Consider the following 22,338-nt stretch of genomic DNA (forward strand, 5'->3'; position numbering starts at 1 on the left):
CACTGAGTTCTCTGCGCGACAGCGCAGCCCAAAGGGCTGGGCAATCTCCCACAGGTAGCGCGCTGCCCTTCAGGCCTGCGCCGCAAAGAAGTCCCGGTATCATTACTGTTCGGGTTTTTCAGCGAACAGCTGATCTGCGATTTGCTTCCCTCGCTCCATGCCTTCAGGTGTCAACCGAACTGATTTCGCCTTGCCCCGCGGTTGAGTAATAAAGCCTTGCTCATGCAGATTGTTCATTACCTCGAAGTCAAAACCTTTCCAGGCACTGCCTCCGTTGAAGCTGAAGGTGGCTAACAGGGCAAGTACAGCTTCTTCGATCAACTTGTCGTCATAGGTCATGATCTCGGCCTCGTTCAGTGCTGCATCTATTTGTCGCTGGCAGCGACATGTTTACTAAACGTGTTCTCGAAATGGCTTTTTTGCGACATATCCTGTGAAGCCTGTACCGGCCTCTTCGCGGGCACGCCCGCTCCCACAGGTACGGTGCTGCCCTTCAGGCCTGCGCTATCCCTGTGGGAGCGGGTTTACCCGCGAAGAGGCCGGTGAACCCGGCATCAACTCCAGGCCTTATTCGCGGTTCAACAGCAACTGGTTGAGCGCCCGGGTCATTTGCACGTTATGCACAGTATTGACCAACAACCCGATGCCCGGTTCGCCAGCGTTGGCGCAGATGTATTCGTCGAGGGTGTCCTCGACGCCAAGCAACAACTGCGAGACGTATCGCAGTGCCTCGGGTGAGGGCAAGTCGTTGTTGATGGTGTAGAACGAAGGGGCTTTGACAGGTGGATCGGGAACGACTTTTTTCATGGGCTGACTCTCTTGAGTGGAAAAGAGCCACCGCCGACATTCCTCTCACAGAACAAGGGTGGCAGCCGTACGCGGGGTGAGAGTCCGGTAGGAGTCAGCAAAAACCGGCCAGGCCAAAGGCCTGCCCACGCACAGCTGCCATTGCAGCGCTGATCCCCTACATGAAGCTGGGCTCTCACACCCGGTCGCCATTTTTGACGACCCAGGGAAATTAGCCCTGATGCTCCTGTTCAACAACAGAGAAACGGCTGCGGCGCGGGTAGGATAATTCCCAAGCTACTTCCAGCTGAAGCATTTGGTTTCAGGTTGGGAAAAGTCTTACATCTGAGGGGGCCAAGGCGAGGGCTTCGCCCTCGATCGCCGGCAAGCCAGCTCCCACAGGGATGGCACATGGCTTGCCGGCGAAAGGGCCGCAAAGCGGCCCCGGAAATCTCAACCCAGACAGCGTGTCACATGCTTGACCGACTGGTAGGCCGACAACCCCCAAGGCCCCAGCTCACGCCCGATCCCGCTGCCCTTGGTGCCACCCCACGAGGTCTCGACGAACACCGCCTGCACCGAGTTGATCCACACATGGCCAACCTCCAGCGCATCGGCCACCCGCTCGGCGCGCTCCAGGTCGGCGGAGCACACCGTAGCCACCAGCCCGAAGCGGCTATCGTTGGCCTCGGCAATCGCCTGTTCCTCGGTCGCAAAGCGACGCGCGCACAGCACCGGGCCAAAGATTTCCTCGGTCCACAGGCGGCTGTCTTTCGGCACATCGGCATACAGCGTCGGGCTGACGAACCAGCCATCCCGGTCCAGCGCCTTGCCACCGGCCAGGCAATGCAGGCCTTCTTCCCGCGCCGTGGCAAAGTAGCCGGCCACCTTCAGCCACTGCGCCTGGCTGGTCAGCGGCCCCATTTCGACCTCTTCGGTCAATGGATTACCGACCCGTAGCTGTTCCAGTGCCACCTGCAAGCGCGGCAGCAGCGCATCGGCAATGCCGTCCTGCACCAGCAGCCGCGAAGTGGCCGAGCACATCTGCCCGGCGTTCCAGGTAATGCCGGCGACGATCCACTCCACCGCCTGGCCCACGTCGCAATCATCGAACACCACGATCGCCGACTTGCCGCCCAGCTCCAGCGTCACCGGCCGGCACTGCGCCGAAGCGCTGCGCATTACCTGGCTGCCGACACTATTGCTGCCGGTGAACGACAGCTTGTCCAGGCCATTGTGGTTGCTCAGCGCAGCGCCGGTCTCGGCCTTGCCGTTGACGATGTTCAGCACCCCGGCCGGCAGCCCCAGGGCATCGGCGATCTGGCCGTAGGCCTGTTCGATCAGTGGGGTGACTTCCGATGGCTTGAGCACCACGGTGCAACCGGCGGCCAGGGCCGGGGCGAGCTTCCAGGCGCTGGTCACCAGCGGGAAGTTCCACGGCACGATCAGGCCGACCACGCCCACCGGTTCCAGGCGGGTACGAGCGCTAAAGCCAGGCGCAGCCAACGGCACATCGCGGTTCTTCGATGGCAGTTGCTCGGCCAGTTCGGCGTAGTAGCCGAAGGTGGCGATGGCGTCGTCCAGGTCGATTTCCGCCTCGTGACGTGGCTTGCCGTTGTTGCGCATCTGCAAGGTGATCAACGCTTCACGGCGCTGTCCGAGCTGTTCGGCAAAGCCGCGCAGGTAGGCGGCGCGTTCGCTTGCGCTGGTGTTTTTCCAGGCGGGCAGGGCGCCACGGGCAGCGGTCACGGCCTGGTCTACCTGGGCGACGCTGGCGGCCATCAGTTCGGCAAACGGTTGCCCAAGGGCCGGGTCATTGACGCTGATGCAGTCGCTGCCCTGGCCTTCGACCCAGCGGCCGGCAATGTAGTGGGAAGTGGTCATGGTCGGTTTCCAGTCAGGCCATTTCGGCGGTGGTTACCGGCGTGTGCGCGGTGCTTTTGCAACGCACCCAACGCGGGCCCTGGGGGCCATACACGCCGGCAGGTTCGGGGAACAGGTTGAGCAGCAGCAGGTACAGCACGCCGGCCAGCCCAAGGGTGACCGGCAGGCTCAGGTCGATGCCGCCGGCCAGGTCGCCCAGCGGGCCGACGAACTGCCCTGGCAGGTTGACGAAGCACAGGCCCACCGCCGCGCTGGGGATCCACGCCCCCATGCCGCGCCAGTTCCAGCCATGCAGGAACCAGTAGTGGCCGCCACGCTGGCCGCGGGTGAACACCTGCAGGTCGTCGGCATGGTAGAAGCCGCGACGGGTGATCAGGCCGAGGATCATGATCACCATCCACGGGCTGGTGCAGGTGATGATCAGCACGGCGAAGGTCGACACGCTCTGCACCAGGTTGAAGGTGAAGCGGCCGATGAAGATGAAGCCGATCGCCAGCACGCCGATCAGCAGTGTGGCGCCGGCACGGCTGAGCAGGCGTGGGAACACGCTGGACATGTCCAGGCCGGTGCCGTACAGCGCCGTGGTGCCGGTGGACATGCCGCCGATTACCGCAATCAGGCACACCGGCAGGAAGAACCAGCTTGGCGCCACCGCCAGCAGGCCACCGACGTAGTTGTTGGCGGCGATGTAGTCCGGTGCCTGGGTGGCCACCAGGGTGGCGGTGCACAGGCCGAACAGGAACGGGATCAGTGTCGCGCCCTGGGCCGCGATCACCGCCAGCATGATGCGCGCCTTGGGCGTTTCACGCGGGATGTAGCGCGACCAGTCGCCGAGGAACGCACCGAACGACACCGGGTTGCTCATGGCCAGGATCGCCGCACCGACGAATGCCGCCCAGAAGCCCGCCTGGCCGAGGTTTACGCTGCCCGCATAACCGGCGTCGAACGGCCCGGCAAAGGCAACGATGCCCAGCAGGAACAGCAGGCTCGAGGCCCATACGGCGATCTTGTTGACCCACAGCATGAAGCGGAAGCCGAAGATGCACACCACCAGCACCAGCACCGCGAACAGGCCATAGGCCAAGCCCAGGGTCAGGTCGGTTTCCGGCAGGCCGGCGAGGCGCTTGGCGCCGCCGACCAGGGCGTCGCCCGAGCTCCACACCGACAGCGAAAAGAACGCCACCGCGGTGAGCAGCGACAGGAACGAACCGACGATGCGCCCGTGCACGCCAAAGTGCGCACCCGACGATACTGCGTTGTTGGTGCCGTTGAGGGCGCCGAACAGGCCCATGGGCGCAAGGATCAGCGCGCCCACGCCGACGCCGAGCAGGATCGCCCACACGCCGGCCTGGAACGACAGCCCGAACAGCACCGGGAAGCTGCCCAGCACGGCCGTGGCGAAGGTATTGGCGCCGCCGAATATCAGGCGGAACAGGTCCAGCGGGGAGGCGTCGCGTTGATCGTCGGGGATCTGTTCGACGCCGTTGGTCTCGATACCGGTCGAGTGGCTCATGGTAATGCTCCAGCGCGGTTGTTGTGGGCCGGCGCAGTACGCGGGCCTTATTGTGGGTGCGATGGCAGGGCGGCAGGGCCGCGTAAATGGATGATCAGGCCGGCGATACGACCGACAGGTGCTCGTGGCAGGCCAGCCACCGTTCGCCGTGGCGGCGGAAGACGATGGTCTCGCGCTCGCTCAACTGGTGTTCTTCGCCGGCGATGCGGATGTGCGTGGCCACATCATGCATGAAGATCGCCACGTCACCTTGCAGGCTCACCTGGGCATTGCCCGATTCGCAGGCGAGCACCGCAAACCCGTCGGCCTGCCACTGGGCCCAGAGTTGCTCGTAGGCATGGCGCGACAGCAGCGGTTGCGGCAGGGTGTGGAAAAGGAAGGTGGCGTCTTCGCTGAAGCAGGCGAAATAGCGAGCGGTGTCGTTGCTGGCGAACGCCGCAACGAGGTCGGCGGCGGCTTGCCGTACCTGGAGTGTCTGGTCCACGGGAGTGGCCTCACGGTTCTTGTGATTGTGGTGAAGCGATTCTGGTGGCGGTTGGCGAGGGGAAAAATCGCTGCGGGCAAATAATCAGTTCAGGAATTTGTGAAGTGATGGCTGCGCTTTCTTTACCCCCGCGTGATCTGTGGATTAAGGTGGCAGCTGATCCCCATGGGCTGTAGGCAATGAGCAATTACCAACCACCACTGACGGTGACCCCCCGCATTCTGGCTCTGGTTGCCGAAATCAGCGAGCAAGTGGGATTGTTGACTGCCTACCGTGATGGCACGCTGACGCCACAGCTGCGCCGAGGCAACCGTATCCGCACCATCCAGGCGTCGCTCGCCATCGAGAACAACACCTTGAGCGTGGAGCAGGTAACAGCCTTGCTGGATGGCAAGCGGGTTCTGGGTTTGCCACGCGAAATCCAGGAAGTCCGTAACGCGTTCGCGACCTACGATGCGATGCCTGGTTGGCGCGCTGAGTCCCAGGACGATCTGCTCACTGCGCACGGCATGCTGATGCATGGGCTTATAGATGACGCTGGCCGCTACCGGCGTGGAGGGGTGGGCATCTATCGCGGCACTCGCCTGTTGCATATGGCGCCACCCGTCAGCCGGGTGGCGACGCTGGTGCAGGATTTGTTGCACTGGCTCGCGAACAACGATTGGCATCCGCTGATTACCAGTTGTGTATTCCACTACGAGTTTGAATTCATCCACCCCTTTGCTGACGGTAATGGGCGGATGGGACGGTTATGGCAGACCCTTCTCCGCAGCCAGTGGCGGCCGGTGTTGGCGTACCTGCCGGTGGAAACCGTTATTCGTGAGCAGCAGGACGCTTACTACGCTGCCCTGGCCGCCGCCGACCAAGCTGCTGAAGCAACCCCATTTGTCGAATTCATGCTCGAAGCCTTGTTGCAGGCGCTTATCGAAGCAGAAGACAGTGACCAAGTAACCGACCAAGTAACCGACCAAGTAACCGACCAAGTAGCGAGTCTCTTGAATGTGCTGCCTGCAGGCGTTGCTTTGAAGAGCAGCGAATTGATGCACCAGCTGGGCCTCTCGCACCGTGCCACATTCCGCAAGAGTTACTTGTACCCGGCACTCGCTGCCGGGTTGATCGAGATGACCGATCCCGAATCACCACGGAGCCCCAAACAGCAGTATCGGCGGGTTGCAAGGTAGGTTTCGCGCCGCGCACCTTGTGGGAGCGGGCGTGCCCGCGAAGCATGCAACGCGGTGCATGGCACCGGCTTCGCCGGTGTTCGCGGGCGCGCCCGCTCCCACAGGGACTGTGCTCCACAGGGATTGTGCTGGCAGTGCTTGCGGAGCCTGCTGTCATCTGACTGCAACGAATATTCAGCAACCTTTCTGCCATCTCCCCGTGCCTCATTGCGAGTTCGAATGGGCCATCCCGCGCTGCATCTGCCACAGGACCACGACCTGTTCGGCCTGCTCTACGCCTTCGCCTTCCGCCCTGGCCAGCCGGGGCGCGAAATCGATTCGGCGCAGTTGTTGCGCACGCTCGGCCAGCCGCTGGAACCTGGCGAGTTTCTGTGGGTGCACCTGAACCTGGCCCACGCTGCGTGCGAGCGCTGGTTGCGCACCCACCTGCAGTTGCCCGAAGCCTTCTTCGAAACCCTGCGCGAAGGTTCGCGCTCGACCCGTATCGAACACGCCGACTCGGCGCTGCTGGCAGTGGTCAACGATGTGGTGTTCAACTTCGGCCTGGTGTCCTCGGACATCTCCACGCTGTGGGCCTGCGCCAGCAGCCAGTTGCTGGTGAGCGCGCGGTTGCAGCCGCTGCATTCGGTGGACAAGCTGCGCTCGTCGGTCAAGCATGGCGAGCGCTTTCATTCGTCCATCGAGTTGCTGGTCCATCTGTTGCGCGACCAGGGTGATGTGCTGACCCAGATCGTGCGTGAAACCACCACCAGCGTCGACCGCATCGAAGACCAGTTGCTGTCTCAGCGCCTGAGCGACAACCGCGCCGAACTGGGCAGCATGCGCCGGGTGCTGGTGCGCCTGCAGCGCCTGCTGGCGCTGGAGCCAGGGGCGTTGCTGCGCCTGCTCAACCGGCCGCCCGACTGGCTGCAGGAACAGGACATACGCCAGCTGCGCGCGGCCACAGAAGAGTTCACCCTGGTGATCAGCGACCTCACCGCCCTCGGTGAGCGGATCAAGCTGCTGCAGGAAGAAATCGCCGCCAAGCTCAACGAACAGACCAACCGCACCCTGTTCACCCTGACCGTGGTGACCGTGCTGGCGCTGCCCATCAACATCATCGCCGGCTTCTTCGGCATGAACGTCGGGGGTGTGCCGCTGGCGGAAAACCCCCATGGTTTCTGGGTGCTGGTGGCCCTGGTGGCGACCTTCACCGTGCTGGTGGGGCGCTGGGCGTTTCGCAAGCGGCGCGAGTACTGAAGCGACGATCGTCGGTCAGTTCGCCTCCCGCACTGCACTCAGGAACGCCCGGGTCCGCTCCTGTTGCGGGTTTTCGTAGATCTGCGCCGGCGTCCCCTGTTCGTGGATCTGCCCCTTGTAGAAGAAGCACACCCGGTCCGCGAACTCCCGCGCAAAGCCCATCTGATGGGTCACCATCAGCATGGTCAGGTTGTGCTCGCTGCCCAACCGGCGGATCACGTTCAGCACCTCGCCACACAGTTCCGGGTCCAGCGCCGAGGTCACTTCGTCGAACAGCATCACCTTGGGCCGCATCGCCAGCGCCCGGGCAATCGCCACGCGCTGTTGCTGGCCACCGGACAACTGCGAGGGGTAATGCTCGAACTTGTTGCCCAGGCCAACCATCTCCAGCAGCTCGGTAGCCCGTTCGCGCGCCTCGGCCGGCTTCACGCCCAACACCTGGACTGGGGCCTCGATCACGTTCTGCAAGGCACTCATGTGCGGGAACAGGTTGAAACTCTGGAACACCATGCCGATCTTCGCCCGCACTTTGCGTACATGGCGCTCGTTGGCGATGAGCTGCGCGCCGTTGCGCCCGGGCATGTGGGTGAGCGATTCGCCATCGACTTCGATCATGCCCTGGTCGATGCCCTCAAGCGTCATCAGTACCCGCAGCAACGTCGACTTGCCCGAGCCGCTGGGGCCGATGATCGCCACCTTTTCACCGGGGGCGACATCGAGGTTGAGGCCGTCGAGCACGGTGAAGCTGCCGTAGCGTTTGGTCACGTCCTTGAAGCTGACGATCGGTTGGGCAATGGCCGGTGTGGGCATGTGGGTGTCCAGCGGCTGGGTGGCGGTGGCAGTGGCGAAGTGGGTCACAGGGGCGATCATCAGCGGAGCTCCAGGCGCACTTCAAGGCGCCGAACGAGGTAGGCCAGAGCGACGCTCAAGGCCAGGAAGAACAGACCGACCAGGGTGATCGGCTCGAGGTAGCGGAAGCTTTCGGAGCCGACGTTCTTGGCCTGCTGCATGATTTCCACCACGGTGATGGCCGACAGCACCGGGGTGTCCTTGAGCATGGCGATCAGGTAGTTGCCCAACGGCGGCAGGATCGGCCGAATCGCCTGGGGCAGGATGACTGCCCGGTAGGCGGTCCACGGCGCGAAGTTGAGGGCGACCACCGCTTCCCACTGGCTGCGCGCCACCGAGTCGAGGCCGCCACGGTAAACCTCGGCCAGGTAACAGGCGTAGTGCACGCCGATACCGATGATGCCGGCCTGCATGGCCGTCATGTTGACCCCGTAGTTGGGCAGCACGTAGTAGAGGAAATACACCTGGATCAGCAGCGGCGTACTGCGGATGAACTCGATCAGCAATGCCACCGGCCACGACAGCCAGGCCTGGCGGCTGCGTCGGGCGATGGCCAGGAACAGGCCCAGCACCACTGCGATCAGGAAGCCAACCAAGGTGATGCCGAGGGTTTTCAGCGACGCCTGCAGCAAGTCGGGCAGGATTTGCGCGACGTAGTTCCAGTCCCAGAAATTCATGACAGGCTCCCCCGCAGGCGACCGCGGCTCAGGCGCCGTTCGACCCGACGCATGAGGAAGTTGATGACCTGCGCCAGGACGAAGTAGAGCAGCAGGGTGAGGCTGAAGATTTCCAGGGTCTGGAAGGTCGCCTGGTCCAGCTGACGGGCGCGGAAGCTAAGGTCCGACAGGGTGATCAGCGACACCAGCGAGGTGTTCTTCAGCAGTTCGATCAGCAGGTTGGTGCCAGGTGCGATGGCCGCCAGCAATGCCTGCGGCAGGATGATCCGCCGGAAGCGGGTGGTGGCGGGCATGTTCAGCGCGGTGCAGGCTTCGTACTGCCCCTTGGCCACCGAGCTGATCGCCCCGCGCATCACTTCGGCACCGTAGGCACCGATATGCAGCCCGAGGCCGACGATGGCCACGGTGTAGGCGCTGAGTTCGAGGTTGAACGGTGGCAGCGGCAATACGAAGAACAGCCAGAACAACTGCACCAGCAACGAGGTGCCGCGGAACAGCTCGATGTAGGCCACGCACAGCCAGCTCAATGGCCGCCATGATGAACGCCGGCCGAGGGCGGCGAGGATCGCGGCGACGATGGCCAGCAGCGAGCCGAAGAAGGTGACCTGGATGGTGATCCAGGCGCCTTGCAGTAACAACGGTATCAATTCACCCATGGTTCGACCTGAATAATCGGATTACACAGGGAATGGCACGGCAAGCGCCATGCCACCTCGATTCACTGCTGGGCACAGAGCTCGGCGGCGGTCTTGTCAGTCACGTTGCTGCGGTCGAAGCCGAACGGCGCGACGGTCTTCAGATGCTCCTCGCTGCCCAGCCACTTCTTCATCTCGGCGTTGACCGCGTCGCGCAGGGCTTTGTCCTCGGGGCGGAAGGCCAGGGCACCGTAGCCGGTGTGGGCCGGGTCATCCGTGAAGTCGCTGATCGCCTCGACCTTGTCGCCACCCTTTTTCGCCAGGCCCTTCATGGTCAGCTGGGTGCCCACGGCAGCATCGGCGCGGCCGGCGCGCACGGCCTGCAACTGGGCGGTGGTGTCCGGCACCTGAAGGATCTGCGCATCCGTGATGCCGGAGTCGCGGGCATAGGCGAGGTTGACCGTGCCGGCCATGATCGCCAGCTTCACGTCCGGGTTCCTGGCGATGTCGGCGTAGCTGTGCAGGTTCTTCGGATTGCCCTGTGCCACCAGCAGGGTGTCGGGCAGGGCGTACTGCGGGTCGGTGAAGATCACCTGCTTGCAGCGTGCGGGGGTGATGTACATGCCTGCTGCAATCACATCGAAGCGCCCGGCGCGCAAGCCCGGGATCAACGAACCCCACTCGGTGAGCACGCCATCGACCTGTTTGATGCCCATCTTCCCGAAGATGATCTTGGCGATTTCCGGTGACTCCCCGGTTACCCGGCCATCGGTCTCGGTGAAGGCGAACGGAGTTTCGTTGGCGTAGCCGATGCGGATGTGGCTGGTTTCCTTGATTTCGTCCAGGCTGGCGGCCTGGGCGCTGGCAAGCACAGCGAAGGTGGCACAGGCCATCAGCAGGCGCTGGAAGGGGCGTGGAACGTTGAAAGGCTGGCTCATCAATGAAGCTCCTGTTTGTTATAAAAACCGTCGTCGACGGCTCTGTGTTAGGAGGCAGTGGAGCAAAACAGCGAAAGCAGGTCGGTCTTTTGTTCGAAGCTGCCGGGCAGCGGGAGTTCGACCTTGGGCCGAGCATACAAAAGCTGAAACGGCCATTGCATTGCACTAGGACAATTGCCCGAATCACTTGTACGGGGGATGCTGTGACCCTGGCCCCGGCAAGTGAAGCGAACATCATGATGCACAGTTGGAAGGCAGCCCTGGACGCCGCCCGCATCGGCGAGTCCAAATACAAGATCCTGGTCCAGGCCGTCACCGGCGAGATCGAGCGCGGCGTATTGGTACATGACCAGCGCCTGCCACCGCAGCGCCAGGTAGCCGATGCCCTGGGCATCAGCGTGCAGACCGTGACCAATGCCTACAAGGAACTGGAGCGGCAAGGCCTGGTGCGTTGCGAGATCGGCCGTGGCAGTTTCGTCAGCCGGCGCATGAGCGACCGTGTGTCGGATGACATCATCGACCTGCCCGAGCGAACCCTGGTCGACTTCTCCATCACCCGCATCCTGCACACCCAGGTGCATGAGCGCATCTGGCGCGACACCTGCGCCGAGCTGGCCGTGGAAGAAGAGCAGCCGTGGATCCATGCCTACCGGCCCATCGCCGGTTTCGAGAGCCACCGCGAGGCCGCGGTGCGCTGGCTTGCCGGCCTGGGCATGCAGGTCGAGCGTGACGATGTGCTGGTCACCAACGGCGCCGCCCACGCCATCTTCCTGGCCCTGGCCTCGCTGGCCGGGCCGGATGATGTGGTGCTGTGCGAGGGGTTGACCGACCATGGCGTGATCGGCAATTCACAGGTGCTCGGTTTTACCCTCAAAGGCCTGGAGATGGACCGCGAGGGCATCAACCCGGAACATTTCGAGGACATCTGCAGCAACGAGCGGGTGACCGCGCTGGTGTGCACACCCAACCTCAACAACCCGACCGTCAGCCTGATGCCCGACAGCCGTCGCCAGGAGATTGCCGAAATTGCCCGGCGCTTTGGTGTGCATATCATCGAAGATGACGTTTACGGGCCGCTACTGGGTGGCAACCATGCCAGGCCACTCAGTTCCTATGCACCGGAGCTGTCGTTCTACTGCACCAGCATGACCAAGTCGGTGCTTACCGGCCTGCGCGTGGGCTACCTGGCCATGCCCAAGCGCCTGGCGCTGCGCACCGAGAGCATCTTGCGGGTCAACAGCTGGATGGCCACGCCCTTGGTGGCGGAGATTGCATCGCGCTGGATCATCGATGGGCGCGCGGCGCAGCTGGTGGCGCTGCAGCGCACTTTGCTGGGCGAGCGTCAGGCGTTGTTGCGTGAGTACCTGGGGGATTATGTGCGTGGTCAGCACGCCCATGCCTTGGGTGCCTGGCTGAACATTCCCGAGCGCTGGGAAGTGGACAGCCTGGTGCGTGCCTTGCGCCGCCGGCAGATTGCGGTGACGCCGCCGGAGCCGTTCCTGGTGCGCGGTACACCGCGGCCACGGGCCGTGCGCTTGTGCGTGGGCGCCGAGTGTTCCGAGGCAAAGTTGCGCCAGGCCTTTGGCGATATGCGGGAATTGTTCGGGCAGTATCCGCAGATCCACGAACTGTAATTCTCCTGCAGCGGCCTCTTCGCGGGCATGCCCGCTCCCACAGGTTTGGCACAGGGTTCAGGAAATGCGCGATTCCTGTGGGAGCGGGCGTGCCCGCGAAGAGGCCGCGGCAGGCAAAAACAAATTCCCCGGCAAATTGCCCTAGTACATTCATCACGACAATTTTCGCCTCATACACTCCGCCCAACATCAGCTCACTTGTTGGGTCCCGGTCATGTCAGCGCTCTCGCTTCACGATCTCTACCTCGCCCGCCAGCGTATCCACGGCCTGGTGCGCAGCACGCCGCTGGAACTTTCCCCCAGCCTGTCACGGCACCTGGGCACGGCGGTCTACCTGAAGCTCGAAGCCCTGCAGACCACCGGCAGCTTCAAGCTGCGCGGCGCCAGCAATGCCATCGCCGCACTCAGCGCGGAACAACGCGCTTGCGGCGTGGTTACGGCCTCCACCGGTAATCACGGCCGGGCGGTGGCCCACGCTGCTGCACAACTGGGCGTGAAGGCAACCGTGTTTCTTTCGCAACTGGTGCCAGCCAACAAGGTCCAGGCCATCCGCGACCTGGGCGCCGAAGTGTGCATCGTCGGCCACTCCCAGGACGATGCCCAACAGGCCGCGCAAGAACATGCCGAGCAACAGGGTGCAACGCTTATTCCACCTTTCGATCACCCTCAGGTCATCGCCGGCCAGGGCACGCTGGGCCTGGAAATCATCGAGCAGTTGCCCGAGGTGGAGCAGGTGCTGATTCCGCTCTCCGGTGGTGGCCTGTTCGCGGGTGTGGCGTTGGCCATGAAAAGCATAAAGCCGGCGATCACCACCCATGGCATCAGCATGCAGCGCGGTGCGGCGATGTACGCCAGCCTGCAGGCCGGCAGGCCAGTCGAGGTAGAAGAGCTGCCGACACTCGCCGACTCGCTTGGTGGCGGCATCGGCCTGGGCAACCAGCACACCCTGAGCATGACCCAGCGTCTGCTCGACCAACTCCACCTGCTGCCGGAAGCGTCGATCGCCAATGGCATGCGCCACGCCTACCAGCACGAACGGTTGGTACTCGAAGGTGCCGGCGCAGTCGGCATCGCCGCGCTGCTCGACGGCCTGGTGACGGCCCGCGGCCCGGTCGTGGTGGTGGTCAGCGGGCGCAACGTCGACAGCGCACAGCATCAGCGCGTCATCAACGGCGGCGACGCCTGAAATTCACGTTTCCTTCACTGGAGGTATTCGAATGCCGGCCATCACCTTGCTCAGCGAAGCCGACCTGCGTAGCTGCATCACCCTCGACCGCAACGCGATCGATGCCATCGAGCAGGCCTTTGCCCTGCTTGCCACGGCCAAGGTGGCAATGCCGCCGATCCTGCGCCTGGATGTGCCCGAGCACAACGGCGAGGTGGACGTGAAAACCGCCTACCTGCCAGGGCTGGAGCGTTTCGCGATCAAGGTCAGCCCGGGCTTTTTCGACAACCCCAAGCTTGGCCTGCCCAGCCTCAACGGCATGATGATGCTGCTGTCGGCCCGCACTGGCCTGCTCGATGCCTTGCTCCTCGACAACGGCTACCTCACCGCCGTGCGCACCGCTGCAGCCGGTGCGGTAGCTGCACGCTGGCTGTCGCGGCAGGACAGCCGCAGCGTGGCCTTGATCGGCAGTGGCGAACAGGCACGCCTGCAGCTGCAGGCACTGCGCCTGGTGCGGCCGATCGAGCAGGTCAAGGTGTGGGGGCGAGATGCGCAGAGAACCGCAGCGTTATGTGATGACCTGGGGCGTGATGGGCAACTGCAGGTACAGGCCTGCGACAGTGTCGACCAGGCCATGCAGGCGGTCGATATCGCCATCACTTGCACCCCCAGCCGCGAGCCGCTGATCCAGCCGAATCACCTGCAACCGGGGCTGCACATCACTGCCATGGGCTCGGATGCCGAGCACAAGAACGAGATCGCGCCCACGGCCCTGGCCCGGCTTGATCGTTATGTCGCCGACCGCCTGAGCCAGACCCGCTTGCTGGGCGAGCTGCACCACGCATTGCGCGCTGGCGCGGTCAGCGAGCAGGCCGTTCATTCCGAGCTGGGCCAGATCATCGCCGGCCTGCACCCGGGCCGTGTACAGGCCGACGAGGTCACCCTGTGCGACCTGACCGGCACCGGGGCCCAGGACACCGCCATCGCCAACCTTGCCTTCGAACGCGCAATCGCCGCCCACAAAGGCCTGGCGTTTCACAGCTGACAGTTTTCACAACCCACTCACAAGAAGGGCATCCGTATGTCACAGACAGTGGTCAACCTGCCGTTCAGTCGGCAGGAGTACGCCCAGCGCCTGGCCAAGACCCGCGTTGCCATGCAGGCACAGGGCCTGGAGCTTTTGCTGGTTACCGATCCATCGAACATGGCCTGGCTCACCGGCTATGACGGCTGGTCGTTCTACGTGCACCAGTGCGTGCTGCTGGCGCTCGATGGCGAGCCGATCTGGTTTGGCCGCGGCCAGGACGCCAATGGCGCAAGGCGCACGGTGTTCATGCAGCACGACAACATCGTCGGCTACCCGGATATCTATGTGCAGTCACGCGAGCGCCACCCGATGGACTACCTGTGCCAGGAGGTGATTCTGGCCAAGGGCTGGGGCGGCCTGAGCATCGGCGTCGAGATGGACAACTACTACTTCAGCGCGGCGGCCTACCAGGCGCTGTGCAAGCACCTGCCACAGGCGCGTTTCAGCGATGCCGCCGGGCTGGTCAACTGGCAGCGGGCGGTCAAGTCGCCGCAGGAAATCGAATACATGCGTATCGCCGCGCGCATCGTCGAACAGATGCACGGGTGCATCCTCGAACGCATCGAGCCCGGCATGCGCAAGAACGAACTGGTGGCCGAGATCTACCGCAGCGGCATCCTCGGTGTCGATGGCCATGGGGGCGACTACCCGGCCATCGTGCCGTTGTTGCCAACTGGTGCGGATGCCAGCGCGCCGCACCTGACCTGGGACGATTCACCGTTCACCCGCGGCGCCGGCACGTTCTTCGAGATTGCCGGCTGCTACAAGCGCTACCACTGCCCGCTGTCGCGCACCGTGTACCTGGGCAAGCCGCCGCAACACTTTCTCGATGGCGAAAAGGCGGTGGTCGAAGGTATTGCGGCCGGTCTCGATGCCGCGCGGCCAGGCAACACCACCGGTGACATCGCCAGGGCGTTCTTCCGCGTACTGGAGAAGTTCGGCATCCACAAGGACAGCCGCTGTGGTTACCCGATCGGTATCAGCTACCCGCCAGATTGGGGCGAGCGCACCATGAGCCTGCGCCCGAGCGACACCAGCGTGCTGCAACCGGGCATGACCTTCCACTTCATGCCGGGGCTGTGGATGGACGACTGGGGCCTGGAGATCACCGAAAGCATCCTCATCACCGAGACCGGGGTCGAGACCCTGTGCAACGTGCCGCGCCAGCTGTTCGTGAAGGACTGACCCATGAATGCGATCGCACAGGCCGCCGCCACGGTGGCCAACCCCATCACCTGTACCTTGGATTTCGAGCAGGACGGCGTGCAGCACGGCTTCCTCAAGCTGCCGTACTCGCGTGACGACTCGGCCTGGGGTGCGGTGATGATTCCGCTGACGGTGGTCAGGAACGGCAATGGCCCGACAGCCTTGCTCACGGGCGGCAATCACGGCGACGAATACGAAGGCCCGGTGGCGCTGAGCAAGCTGGCCCAGCAGCTGCAGGCCGGGCAGGTAAGCGGGCGGGTGATTATCGTGCCGTTCATGAACACACCGGCGTTCCAGGCGGGCACCCGCACTTCGCCGATCGACCGGGGCAATCTCAACCGCAGCTTCCCTGGTCGGCCTGATGGCAGCGTGACGGAAAAGATCGCCGACTATTTCCGCCGCACCTTGCTGCCGTTGGCCGATATCGTCCTGGACATCCACTCCGGTGGTCGCACCCTCGATTTCCTGCCGTTCGCTGCATGCCATGTGCTGCCCGACAAGGCTCAGCAGGCCCGTTGTGAAGCCGGCATGCAGGCTTTCGCCGCGCCCTACAGCATGCGCATGCTCGAGCTGGATGCGCAGGCGATGTACGACACCGCGGCAGAAGAGCAGGGCAAGGTGTTCATCACCACCGAACTGGGCGGTGGTGGCACCTCCACGGCGAAAAGCGTGGCCCTGGCGGAGCGCGGCGTGCGCAATGTGCTGATTCACGCCGGCATCCTCGCCGGCGAAGTGGAGCAGGGCGAGACAACCCTGCTGGACATGCCCGATGGCGATTGCTTCATCGCCAGCGAGCACGACGGCTTGCTGGAGATGTGCCGCGACCTGGGTGAAACGGTCAGCCAGGGCGAAGTGATCGCCCGTATCCATGACATCCGCCGCACCGGCAGCGCCCCGGTCGAGTACCGCGCCCGACGCAATGGCTTGCTCGCAGCCCGGCACTTTCCCGGCCTGGTGCAGTGCGGCGACACCCTGGCGGTGATCGCCGACGTACTGGCCTGAACCTGGCGCCACGACAACGAGGTATGGAGAACAGTCATGTCACACCACTACCCATTCAACAGCCTGTGCCACGTCGATGGCCAATGGCTGCACAGCCACAGTGGCAACAGCGTCGCCGTGCATGACCCGGCCAACCGCCAGGTCATCGGCCATGTGCCGCTGCTCGACCATGAGCAGATCGTCGCCGCGGTGGATGCCGCCCAGCGGGCTTTCCCGGCCTGGCGTCAGCAGAGCCTGGACAGCCGCGCTGCGCTGTTGCGGCGCTGGGCCGAATTGATGCTCGAGCACCAGGAGGCTCTGGCGCGCATTCTCAGCGAGGAACAGGGCAAGCCGCTGGCCGAAGCACGCGGTGAAATCGCCTATGCGGCAAGCTTCATTCCCTGGTTTGCCGAGGAGGCCCGGCGCCTCAACGGGCAGACCATCCCCAGCCATATTCCGGGTGCCCAGCTGAGTACGCTGAAGGAGCCCGTCGGGGTCTGCGCGCTGCTCACCCCGTGGAACTTCCCCAGCGCCATGATCACCCGCAAGGCGGCTGCGGCGTTGGCGGCCGGCTGCACGGTGGTGGTCAAACCAGCCCACGAAACACCGTTCTCGGCGCTGGCCCTGGCCCAGCTGGCAGAGGACGCCGGCTTCCCACCGGGGGTGTTCAACGTGGTGATCGGCGAGCCGCAGATGGCCATGGAAACCCTGGTGCGCGACAGCCGCGTGCGGACGGTCAGCTTCACCGGCTCGACCCGGGTCGGCAAGCTGGTGCTGCAAGCCGCGGCTCAGGATGTGAAGAAAGTGGCGCTGGAACTGGGCGGCAACGCGCCATTCATCGTCTGCGCCGATGCCGACCTGGAGCTGGCCGTGCGGGTGGCCGTGGCCGCCAAGTTCCAGACGTCTGGCCAGGACTGCTGCGCGGCCAACCGGATCATGGTGCAGCGGCCGTTGTACGAAGCATTCCTGGCGCGCTTCGCCGAAGCGGTGCGGGCGCTGAAGGTTGGCCCGGCGATGGTCGATGGCGAGGAGACGGCCGCAGAGGTCGGCCCGCTGATGCACCAGGCCGCGTTCGATGCCACCCAGGCCCGGGTCGAGGACGCCCTGCAGCGTGGTGCCCGGCGCCTGGTCGGTGGCGAGGGCCATGCGCTGGGTGGCTGGTTCTTCCAGCCGACGGTGCTTGCCGATGTCACGCCGGCGATGCGCATCTACCAGGAAGAAAACTTCGCGCCGATTGCCGGGGTCATGCCGTTCGACACGCTGGAGCAGGCCATCACCATGGCCAATGACACCGAGTACGGCCTGGCTGCCTACATCGTCGGCAACCGCCTCGATGTCGTGCACCCGCTGGTGCGCCGGCTCGACCACGCGATGGTGGCGATCAACGGCGTCAAGTTCACCGGCCACCCCATCCCGTTCGGCGGCATGAAGGCCTCGGGCCTGGGCCGCGAAGGCGGCAGCGAAGGCTTCGAACCCTTCGTCGAAACCAAATACGTTTGCTTGCACCACCACGGTCAGTTCTAAGGAGTGTTTGCCATGAGCCAAGATTTCAGCCAGCTGTTCGAACAGGACCGCGCCCACTTCATGCACCCCTCGACCCACGCCCATGACCACGCCAGCGGCGCGCTCAAGGGCCGGATCATCACCGGTGCCGAAGGCATCCGCCTGCGTGACCATGAAGGCCGCGAACTGATCGACGCCTTCGCCGGCCTGTACTGCGTGAACATCGGTTACGGGCGTACCGAGGTCGCTGACGCCATCCATCGCCAGGCCAAGGAGCTGGCGTATTACCACACCTATGTCGGCCACTCGACCGAAGCGATCATCGAGCTTTCCAGCCGCATCATCGACTGGGCGCCGGCCGGGATGAAAAAGGTCTATTACGGCCTGTCGGGGTCCGATGCCAACGAGACCCAGGTCAAGCTGGTGCGCTACTACAACAACATCCTCGGTCGCCCACTCAAGAAGAAGATCATCTCTCGCGACCGCGGCTATCACGGCTCGGGCATCATGACCGGCAGCCTTACCGGCCTGCCCAGCTTCCACCAGCATTTCGACCTGCCGGTGGAGGGCGTCAAGCATACGGTCTGCCCGCACTGGTACCGCAAGGCACCAGCCGGCATGGATGAGCAGGCCTTCGTGCGCTATTGCGCCGACGAGCTGGAGCAACTGATCCTGGCCGAAGGGCCCGACACCGTCGCCGCGTTCATTGGCGAGCCGCTGATGGGTACCGGTGGCATCATCGTGCCGCCAAAGGGCTACTGGAAGGCGATCCAGGCCGTGCTCGATCGCTACGACGTGCTGCTGATCGCCGACGAAGTGGTGTGCGCCTTCGGCCGCCTGGGCTCGAAGATGGGCAGCCAGCGCTACGACATCCGCCCGGACCTGATCACCACGGCCAAGGGCCTGACCAGCGCCTATGCGCCGCTGTCGGCAGTGATCGTTGGTGAGAAGGTGTGGAACGTGATCGAAGAAGGCTCGCAGAAGGCCGGCCCGATGGGCCACGGCTGGACCTACTCCGGGCACCCGATCTGCGCGGCGGCGGCGCTGGCCAACCTGGATATTCTCGAGCGCGAGAACCTGACCGAGAATGCCGAAGTGGTGGGGGCATACCTGAACCGGCGCATGCGCGAAACCTTCGAAGGCCACCCGCTGGTAGGTGAAGTACGGGGTGACGGCATGCTTTGCGCGGTCGAGTTCATGGCCGATCGCGAGGCGCGCACGGCGTTCGACCCGGCGTTGAAAGTCGGGCCACAGGTGTCGGCAGCGTGCCTTGAGCGCGGGATGATCGCCCGGGCCATGCCGCATGGTGACATTCTCGGTTTTGCACCGCCGTTGGTGCTGAACCAGGAGGATGCCGAAAAGATCGTCGCCATCACCAAGGCGGCGGTCGATGAGGTGGCTGGCAAGGTGCTCGGCTGAGCATTGCAGGGGCCGCCATGCGGCCCCATCGCCGGCCTCGGCAGGCGAACCGACTGACGGTCCCACCCACCCCGCATCCTTGCCTACGCTGATAGTCCAACCCGCTGAAGCAAGGAGAACCGTCATGGCCTTCCAATACAAGCGTCTGGACAAGAACAACGCCGCCGTGCTGCTGGTTGACCACCAGACCGGCCTGCTCTCGCTGGTAAGGGACATCGACCCCGACCGCTTCAAGAACAACGTCCTGGCCCTGTCGGACCTGGCCAAGTACTTCAAGCTGCCGACCATTCTCACCACCAGTTTCGAGACCGGCCCCAACGGCCCGCTGGTGCCCGAACTGAAAGAGCAGTTCCCCGACGCCCCGTACATCGCCCGGCCTGGCAACATCAACGCCTGGGACAACGAGGACTTCGTCAAGGCCGTCAAGGCCACCGGCAAGAAGCAGTTGCTGATCGCCGGCGTGGTGACCGAAGTGTGCGTGGCCTTCCCGGCACTGTCGGCGCTGGAGGAGGGCTTCGAGGTATTTGTCGTCACCGATGCCTCCGGCACCTTCAACGAACTGACCCGTGACTCGGCCTGGCGGCGCATGGAGGCCGCCGGGGCGCAACTGATGACCTGGTTCGGCGTGGCCTGCGAACTGCACCGTGACTGGCGCAACGACATCGAAGGGCTGGGGACCCTGTTCTCCAACCATATTCCGGATTACCGCAACCTGATGACCAGCTACAACAAACTGGCCAAGTAATCCGGCCTCGAAGCCCCCCCATACCTTGTGGGAGCTGGACAGTTAAGATTGGCTGGCTTGATTGGGGCTGCTTTGCAGCCCTTCGCGGGCAAGCCCGCTCCCACAGGGACCGCGCTTTTTTGAGCCTCACACCAAACCTGTGGGAGCGGGCAAGCCCGCGAAGGGCCGCAAAGCGGCCCCCATTTGCTTGAGTGACCGGCATCAGGGTAAACCCGCTCCCACACCCTCCCTGGAACACTCACCAGCACTCGCAGAATCAATGAGATAGAAGCAAGCCTGCGAAATCCACAAGCGAAGCGGCAAACTGCCATGGATCGACCATACTGACTCTTCATTCGCCCTCAGGAGAGTGCCATGTCGAAGTCGTCCAGGAAAAAAGACCTCAAGGACCAGCCGGAGAAACTGGGCGGCAAGGCGTACGAGAAGGCACTCAAGCAGCTGCATGTGGAACTGGTGAAGCTGCAGGAATGGGTGGTGGCCAAGGGCCTGAAGGTGTGCATTGTCTTCGAGGGCCGCGATGGCGCCGGCAAGGGCGGTACCATCAAGGCCATTACCGAGCGCGTCAGCCCGCGAGTATTCCGCGTGGTGGCGCTGCCGGCACCGACCGAGCGGGAAAAGACCCAGATGTATGTGCAACGCTACCTGGGCCACCTGCCTGCCGCGGGCGAGGTAGTGATCTTCGACCGCAGCTGGTACAACCGCGCCGGTGTCGAGCGGGTGATGGGCTTTTGCAGCGAAGAACAGAGCAGCAAGTTTCTCACCGTGGTGCCGCTGTTCGAAAAGATGATGGTCGAGTCGGGGATCATCCTCATCAAGTACTGGCTGGAGGTCAGCGCCGAAGAGCAGACCCGCCGCCTGCAGGACCGCATCAACGATGGCCGCAAGCTGTGGAAGCTGTCACCGATGGACCTCAAGTCGTACACCCGCTGGGATGAATACACCCGGGCCCGCGATGACATGTTCGCCGCCTCCGATTCGTCCTGGGCACCATGGTTCATGGCCCATTCCAACGACAAGCGCCGTGCCCGGCTGAATATCATCAGCCATCTGCTGACGCGCATTCCCTACAAGGACATTACCCGCGACGGGCTGGTGAAGTTGCCCAAGCGCGGCAAGATCGGCAAATACAAGGCCGTCAACTACCCGTTCAAAGTCGTCGAAGAGCGTTTCTGATCTCTCCCCACGGGGAGCAGCGAGGGTGCGAGCCTATGCCACATGATGGCAGCCTGTTGCAGGCGACGGTGGTGTTCCTGCTGGCCGTGGTGCTTCTGGTACCGCTGGCGCAGCGTTTGAAAATGGGGGCGGTGCCCGGCTATCTGCTGGCGGGCATCCTGATAGGGCCATCGGTGTTTGGCTTGCTGAACAACCCGGATAACGTGGCACGTCTGTCGGAGATGGGTGTGGTGATGCTGCTGTTCGTCATCGGCCTGGAGCTGTCGCCGCGGCGTTTGTGGAGCATGCGCCGGGCGCTGTTTGGCGTCGGCTCGCTACAAGTGGGCCTGAGTGCTGTAGCGCTTGGCCTGCTGGCGTACTGGCTGTTCGGCCAGTCGAAGCCGGCTGCCATCGTGCTGGGCCTGGGCCTTGCGCTGTCGTCCACCGCGTTTGGCCTGCAGGTACTGGCCGAGCGCAAGGACCTGGGCAAGCCGCACGGCCGCCTGGCCGTGGCGATCCTGCTGTTCCAGGACATTGCCGCGATCCCGCTGATTGCCGTGGTGCCGCTGCTCGGTGGTGATGTCAGCACCGCCGACGAAGGTGCCTGGCCGGTGCTGGCGGTGGTGGTTGGCATTGGTGTGCTGATCATCTTTGGCCGCTACCTGTTGACCCCTGTCTTCAAATGGACAGTCGGTTCGGGCCTGCCCGAGCTGTCGACCGCTACCGCCTTGCTGGTGGTGCTGGGCACCGCCTGGGTGATGGAGCACGTGGGCGTGTCGATGGCGCTCGGGGCATTTCTGGCGGGCGTGTTGATGGCCGAGTCGCCTTTCCGCCACGAACTGGAAACCCAGATCGAGCCCATCAAGGGTTTGCTGCTGGGGCTGTTCTTCGTTGGCGTGGGGATGAGCGCCGACCTGCGCTTGCTGTTCGGCATGCCGTTAATGGTGCTGGGGCTGACCCTGCTGCTGGTGGTCATCAAGTTGCCGCTGCTGTATGGCTTGGGCCGCACGGCGGGTGGGCTGAACCAGGCCCAGGCGCTGTGCCTGGGCGTGGTGCTGGCCTCTGGCGGCGAGTTTGCCTTCGTGGTGTTCAAGCTGGCGCTGGACCATCAGGTGCTGGCGCAGCAGGTGCATGACCTGCTGGTGCTGGCCATCACCTTGTCGATGGCGGTAGTGCCGTTGGTAATGATGGCCCTGGCGCGCCAGTTGCGTGACGACAGCCCGTCACAAGCAACCCCTGAAGCGGGCCACTGAATCGCGC

The 22,338-nt window shown here is 63.9% G+C and carries 21 protein-coding genes; 12 read left to right on the forward strand and 9 right to left on the reverse strand.

What is annotated here, in order from left to right; all coding sequences use genetic code 11:
- Positions 1 to 102 precede the first annotated feature (102 nt).
- The 5 genes from B2790_RS10750 to B2790_RS10770 all read right to left on the reverse strand — a co-directional run bounded on the left by B2790_RS10750 (position 103) and on the right by B2790_RS10770 (position 4,667).
- Positions 103 to 339, reverse strand: coding sequence for a DUF6429 family protein (locus B2790_RS10750; protein ID WP_075043732.1), 237 nt, complete (start codon positions 337 to 339; stop codon positions 103 to 105).
- 228 nt (positions 340 to 567) lie between these two features.
- Positions 568 to 807 carry a hypothetical protein gene (locus B2790_RS10755; protein ID WP_286918825.1) on the reverse strand — a complete coding sequence of 80 codons (240 nt, stop codon included), beginning with the start codon at positions 805 to 807 and terminating at the stop codon, positions 568 to 570.
- Positions 808 to 1,239: 432 nt separating this feature from the next.
- The gene (locus B2790_RS10760) at positions 1,240 to 2,670 is read right to left on the reverse strand and encodes an aldehyde dehydrogenase family protein (RefSeq protein ID WP_286918826.1); all 1,431 of its coding nucleotides are present in this window, start codon (positions 2,668 to 2,670) and stop codon (positions 1,240 to 1,242) included.
- A gap of 13 nt (positions 2,671 to 2,683) precedes the next feature.
- The gene (locus tag B2790_RS10765; protein WP_085693076.1) at positions 2,684 to 4,183 is read right to left on the reverse strand and encodes a purine-cytosine permease family protein; all 1,500 of its coding nucleotides are present in this window, start codon (positions 4,181 to 4,183) and stop codon (positions 2,684 to 2,686) included.
- Between the two features lie 94 nt (positions 4,184 to 4,277).
- Positions 4,278 to 4,667, reverse strand: a complete 390-nt coding sequence (locus tag B2790_RS10770) for a YybH family protein (RefSeq protein WP_015268917.1) — start codon at positions 4,665 to 4,667, stop codon at positions 4,278 to 4,280.
- A 179-nt stretch (positions 4,668 to 4,846) separates the two neighbouring features.
- Here B2790_RS10770 and B2790_RS10775 point away from each other — a divergent pair, with 179 nt between their 5' ends.
- Complete coding sequence (locus tag B2790_RS10775) at positions 4,847 to 5,848, forward strand: Fic family protein (protein WP_286918827.1); 1,002 nt, start codon at positions 4,847 to 4,849, stop codon at positions 5,846 to 5,848.
- A gap of 219 nt (positions 5,849 to 6,067) precedes the next feature.
- Entirely contained in the window at positions 6,068 to 7,087 is a 1,020-nt protein-coding gene (locus tag B2790_RS10780) for a transporter (protein WP_024086247.1), read from the forward strand.
- A 15-nt stretch (positions 7,088 to 7,102) separates the two neighbouring features.
- Here B2790_RS10780 and ehuA read toward each other — a convergent pair whose 3' ends face one another.
- The 4 genes from ehuA to ehuB form a co-directional block, all read right to left on the reverse strand.
- Positions 7,103 to 7,897, reverse strand: a complete 795-nt coding sequence (ehuA, locus tag B2790_RS10785) for an ectoine/hydroxyectoine ABC transporter ATP-binding protein EhuA (RefSeq protein WP_286918873.1) — start codon at positions 7,895 to 7,897, stop codon at positions 7,103 to 7,105.
- Positions 7,898 to 7,956: 59 nt separating this feature from the next.
- Entirely contained in the window at positions 7,957 to 8,613 is a 657-nt protein-coding gene (ehuD, locus tag B2790_RS10790) for an ectoine/hydroxyectoine ABC transporter permease subunit EhuD (RefSeq protein ID WP_003256382.1), read from the reverse strand.
- Entirely contained in the window at positions 8,610 to 9,269 is a 660-nt protein-coding gene (gene ehuC, locus B2790_RS10795; RefSeq protein ID WP_015268921.1) for an ectoine/hydroxyectoine ABC transporter permease subunit EhuC, read from the reverse strand. The genes ehuD and ehuC overlap by 4 nt, the downstream gene beginning before the upstream one ends.
- 62 nt (positions 9,270 to 9,331) lie before the next feature.
- On the reverse strand, positions 9,332 to 10,186 hold the full coding sequence (gene ehuB, locus B2790_RS10800) for an ectoine/hydroxyectoine ABC transporter substrate-binding protein EhuB (RefSeq protein ID WP_286918828.1): 855 nt from the start codon (positions 10,184 to 10,186) through the stop codon (positions 9,332 to 9,334).
- Positions 10,187 to 10,425: 239 nt separating this feature from the next.
- Between ehuB and B2790_RS10805 the strand changes: the two genes are divergently transcribed.
- From B2790_RS10805 to B2790_RS10850, 10 genes are all read left to right on the forward strand, one after another.
- Entirely contained in the window at positions 10,426 to 11,820 is a 1,395-nt protein-coding gene (locus B2790_RS10805; protein WP_286918874.1) for a PLP-dependent aminotransferase family protein, read from the forward strand.
- A 214-nt stretch (positions 11,821 to 12,034) separates the two neighbouring features.
- Positions 12,035 to 13,006 carry a hydroxyectoine utilization dehydratase EutB gene (eutB, locus tag B2790_RS10810; protein WP_274119757.1) on the forward strand — a complete coding sequence of 324 codons (972 nt, stop codon included), beginning with the start codon at positions 12,035 to 12,037 and terminating at the stop codon, positions 13,004 to 13,006.
- 31 nt (positions 13,007 to 13,037) lie between these two features.
- Positions 13,038 to 14,030, forward strand: a complete 993-nt coding sequence (gene eutC, locus B2790_RS10815; RefSeq protein WP_286918829.1) for an ectoine utilization protein EutC — start codon at positions 13,038 to 13,040, stop codon at positions 14,028 to 14,030.
- 36 nt (positions 14,031 to 14,066) lie between these two features.
- Positions 14,067 to 15,257 carry an ectoine hydrolase DoeA gene (gene doeA, locus B2790_RS10820; RefSeq protein WP_286918830.1) on the forward strand — a complete coding sequence of 397 codons (1,191 nt, stop codon included), beginning with the start codon at positions 14,067 to 14,069 and terminating at the stop codon, positions 15,255 to 15,257.
- A 3-nt stretch (positions 15,258 to 15,260) separates the two neighbouring features.
- Positions 15,261 to 16,280: a N(2)-acetyl-L-2,4-diaminobutanoate deacetylase DoeB gene (gene doeB, locus B2790_RS10825; protein ID WP_025337669.1), complete on the forward strand. Its 1,020-nt coding sequence runs from the start codon at positions 15,261 to 15,263 to the stop codon at positions 16,278 to 16,280.
- Positions 16,281 to 16,316: 36 nt separating this feature from the next.
- Positions 16,317 to 17,783 (forward strand): NAD-dependent succinate-semialdehyde dehydrogenase, encoded by a 1,467-nt coding sequence (locus B2790_RS10830; RefSeq protein WP_286918831.1) that lies wholly within the window; start codon positions 16,317 to 16,319, stop codon positions 17,781 to 17,783.
- A 12-nt stretch (positions 17,784 to 17,795) separates the two neighbouring features.
- Positions 17,796 to 19,181, forward strand: a complete 1,386-nt coding sequence (locus tag B2790_RS10835; protein WP_025337671.1) for an aspartate aminotransferase family protein — start codon at positions 17,796 to 17,798, stop codon at positions 19,179 to 19,181.
- Positions 19,182 to 19,305: 124 nt separating this feature from the next.
- Positions 19,306 to 19,926, forward strand: coding sequence for an isochorismate family cysteine hydrolase YcaC (gene ycaC / locus B2790_RS10840; RefSeq protein ID WP_010951959.1), 621 nt, complete (start codon positions 19,306 to 19,308; stop codon positions 19,924 to 19,926).
- Between the two features lie 354 nt (positions 19,927 to 20,280).
- Positions 20,281 to 21,099 carry a polyphosphate kinase 2 gene (gene ppk2, locus B2790_RS10845; protein WP_075043745.1) on the forward strand — a complete coding sequence of 273 codons (819 nt, stop codon included), beginning with the start codon at positions 20,281 to 20,283 and terminating at the stop codon, positions 21,097 to 21,099.
- Positions 21,100 to 21,134: 35 nt separating this feature from the next.
- A complete protein-coding gene (locus tag B2790_RS10850; RefSeq protein ID WP_286101023.1) occupies positions 21,135 to 22,331 on the forward strand; it encodes a monovalent cation:proton antiporter-2 (CPA2) family protein in 1,197 nt (398 codons plus the stop codon).
- Positions 22,332 to 22,338: the final 7 nt, after the last annotated feature.

Source organism: Pseudomonas sp. UBA6753, from assembly GCF_002453565.1.
Taxonomy (GTDB): Bacteria; Pseudomonadota; Gammaproteobacteria; order Pseudomonadales; family Pseudomonadaceae; genus Aquipseudomonas; species Aquipseudomonas putida_Z.

Coding starts and splice junctions, on each gene's coding strand:
- B2790_RS10750 (WP_075043732.1), bottom strand. CDS start 339: ATGACCTATGACGACAAGTTGATCGAAGAAGCTGTACTTGCCCTGTTA.
- B2790_RS10755 (WP_286918825.1), bottom strand. CDS start 807: ATGAAAAAAGTCGTTCCCGATCCACCTGTCAAAGCCCCTTCGTTCTAC.
- B2790_RS10760 (WP_286918826.1), bottom strand. CDS start 2,670: ATGACCACTTCCCACTACATTGCCGGCCGCTGGGTCGAAGGCCAGGGC.
- B2790_RS10765 (WP_085693076.1), bottom strand. CDS start 4,183: ATGAGCCACTCGACCGGTATCGAGACCAACGGCGTCGAACAGATCCCC.
- B2790_RS10775 (WP_286918827.1), top strand. CDS start 4,847: ATGAGCAATTACCAACCACCACTGACGGTGACCCCCCGCATTCTGGCT.
- B2790_RS10780 (WP_024086247.1), top strand. CDS start 6,068: ATGGGCCATCCCGCGCTGCATCTGCCACAGGACCACGACCTGTTCGGC.
- ehuA (WP_286918873.1), bottom strand. CDS start 7,897: ATGCCCACACCGGCCATTGCCCAACCGATCGTCAGCTTCAAGGACGTG.
- ehuD (WP_003256382.1), bottom strand. CDS start 8,613: ATGAATTTCTGGGACTGGAACTACGTCGCGCAAATCCTGCCCGACTTG.
- ehuC (WP_015268921.1), bottom strand. CDS start 9,269: ATGGGTGAATTGATACCGTTGTTACTGCAAGGCGCCTGGATCACCATC.
- ehuB (WP_286918828.1), bottom strand. CDS start 10,186: ATGAGCCAGCCTTTCAACGTTCCACGCCCCTTCCAGCGCCTGCTGATG.
- B2790_RS10805 (WP_286918874.1), top strand. CDS start 10,426: ATGCACAGTTGGAAGGCAGCCCTGGACGCCGCCCGCATCGGCGAGTCC.
- eutB (WP_274119757.1), top strand. CDS start 12,035: ATGTCAGCGCTCTCGCTTCACGATCTCTACCTCGCCCGCCAGCGTATC.
- eutC (WP_286918829.1), top strand. CDS start 13,038: ATGCCGGCCATCACCTTGCTCAGCGAAGCCGACCTGCGTAGCTGCATC.
- doeA (WP_286918830.1), top strand. CDS start 14,067: ATGTCACAGACAGTGGTCAACCTGCCGTTCAGTCGGCAGGAGTACGCC.
- doeB (WP_025337669.1), top strand. CDS start 15,261: ATGAATGCGATCGCACAGGCCGCCGCCACGGTGGCCAACCCCATCACC.
- B2790_RS10830 (WP_286918831.1), top strand. CDS start 16,317: ATGTCACACCACTACCCATTCAACAGCCTGTGCCACGTCGATGGCCAA.
- B2790_RS10835 (WP_025337671.1), top strand. CDS start 17,796: ATGAGCCAAGATTTCAGCCAGCTGTTCGAACAGGACCGCGCCCACTTC.
- ycaC (WP_010951959.1), top strand. CDS start 19,306: ATGGCCTTCCAATACAAGCGTCTGGACAAGAACAACGCCGCCGTGCTG.
- ppk2 (WP_075043745.1), top strand. CDS start 20,281: ATGTCGAAGTCGTCCAGGAAAAAAGACCTCAAGGACCAGCCGGAGAAA.
- B2790_RS10850 (WP_286101023.1), top strand. CDS start 21,135: ATGCCACATGATGGCAGCCTGTTGCAGGCGACGGTGGTGTTCCTGCTG.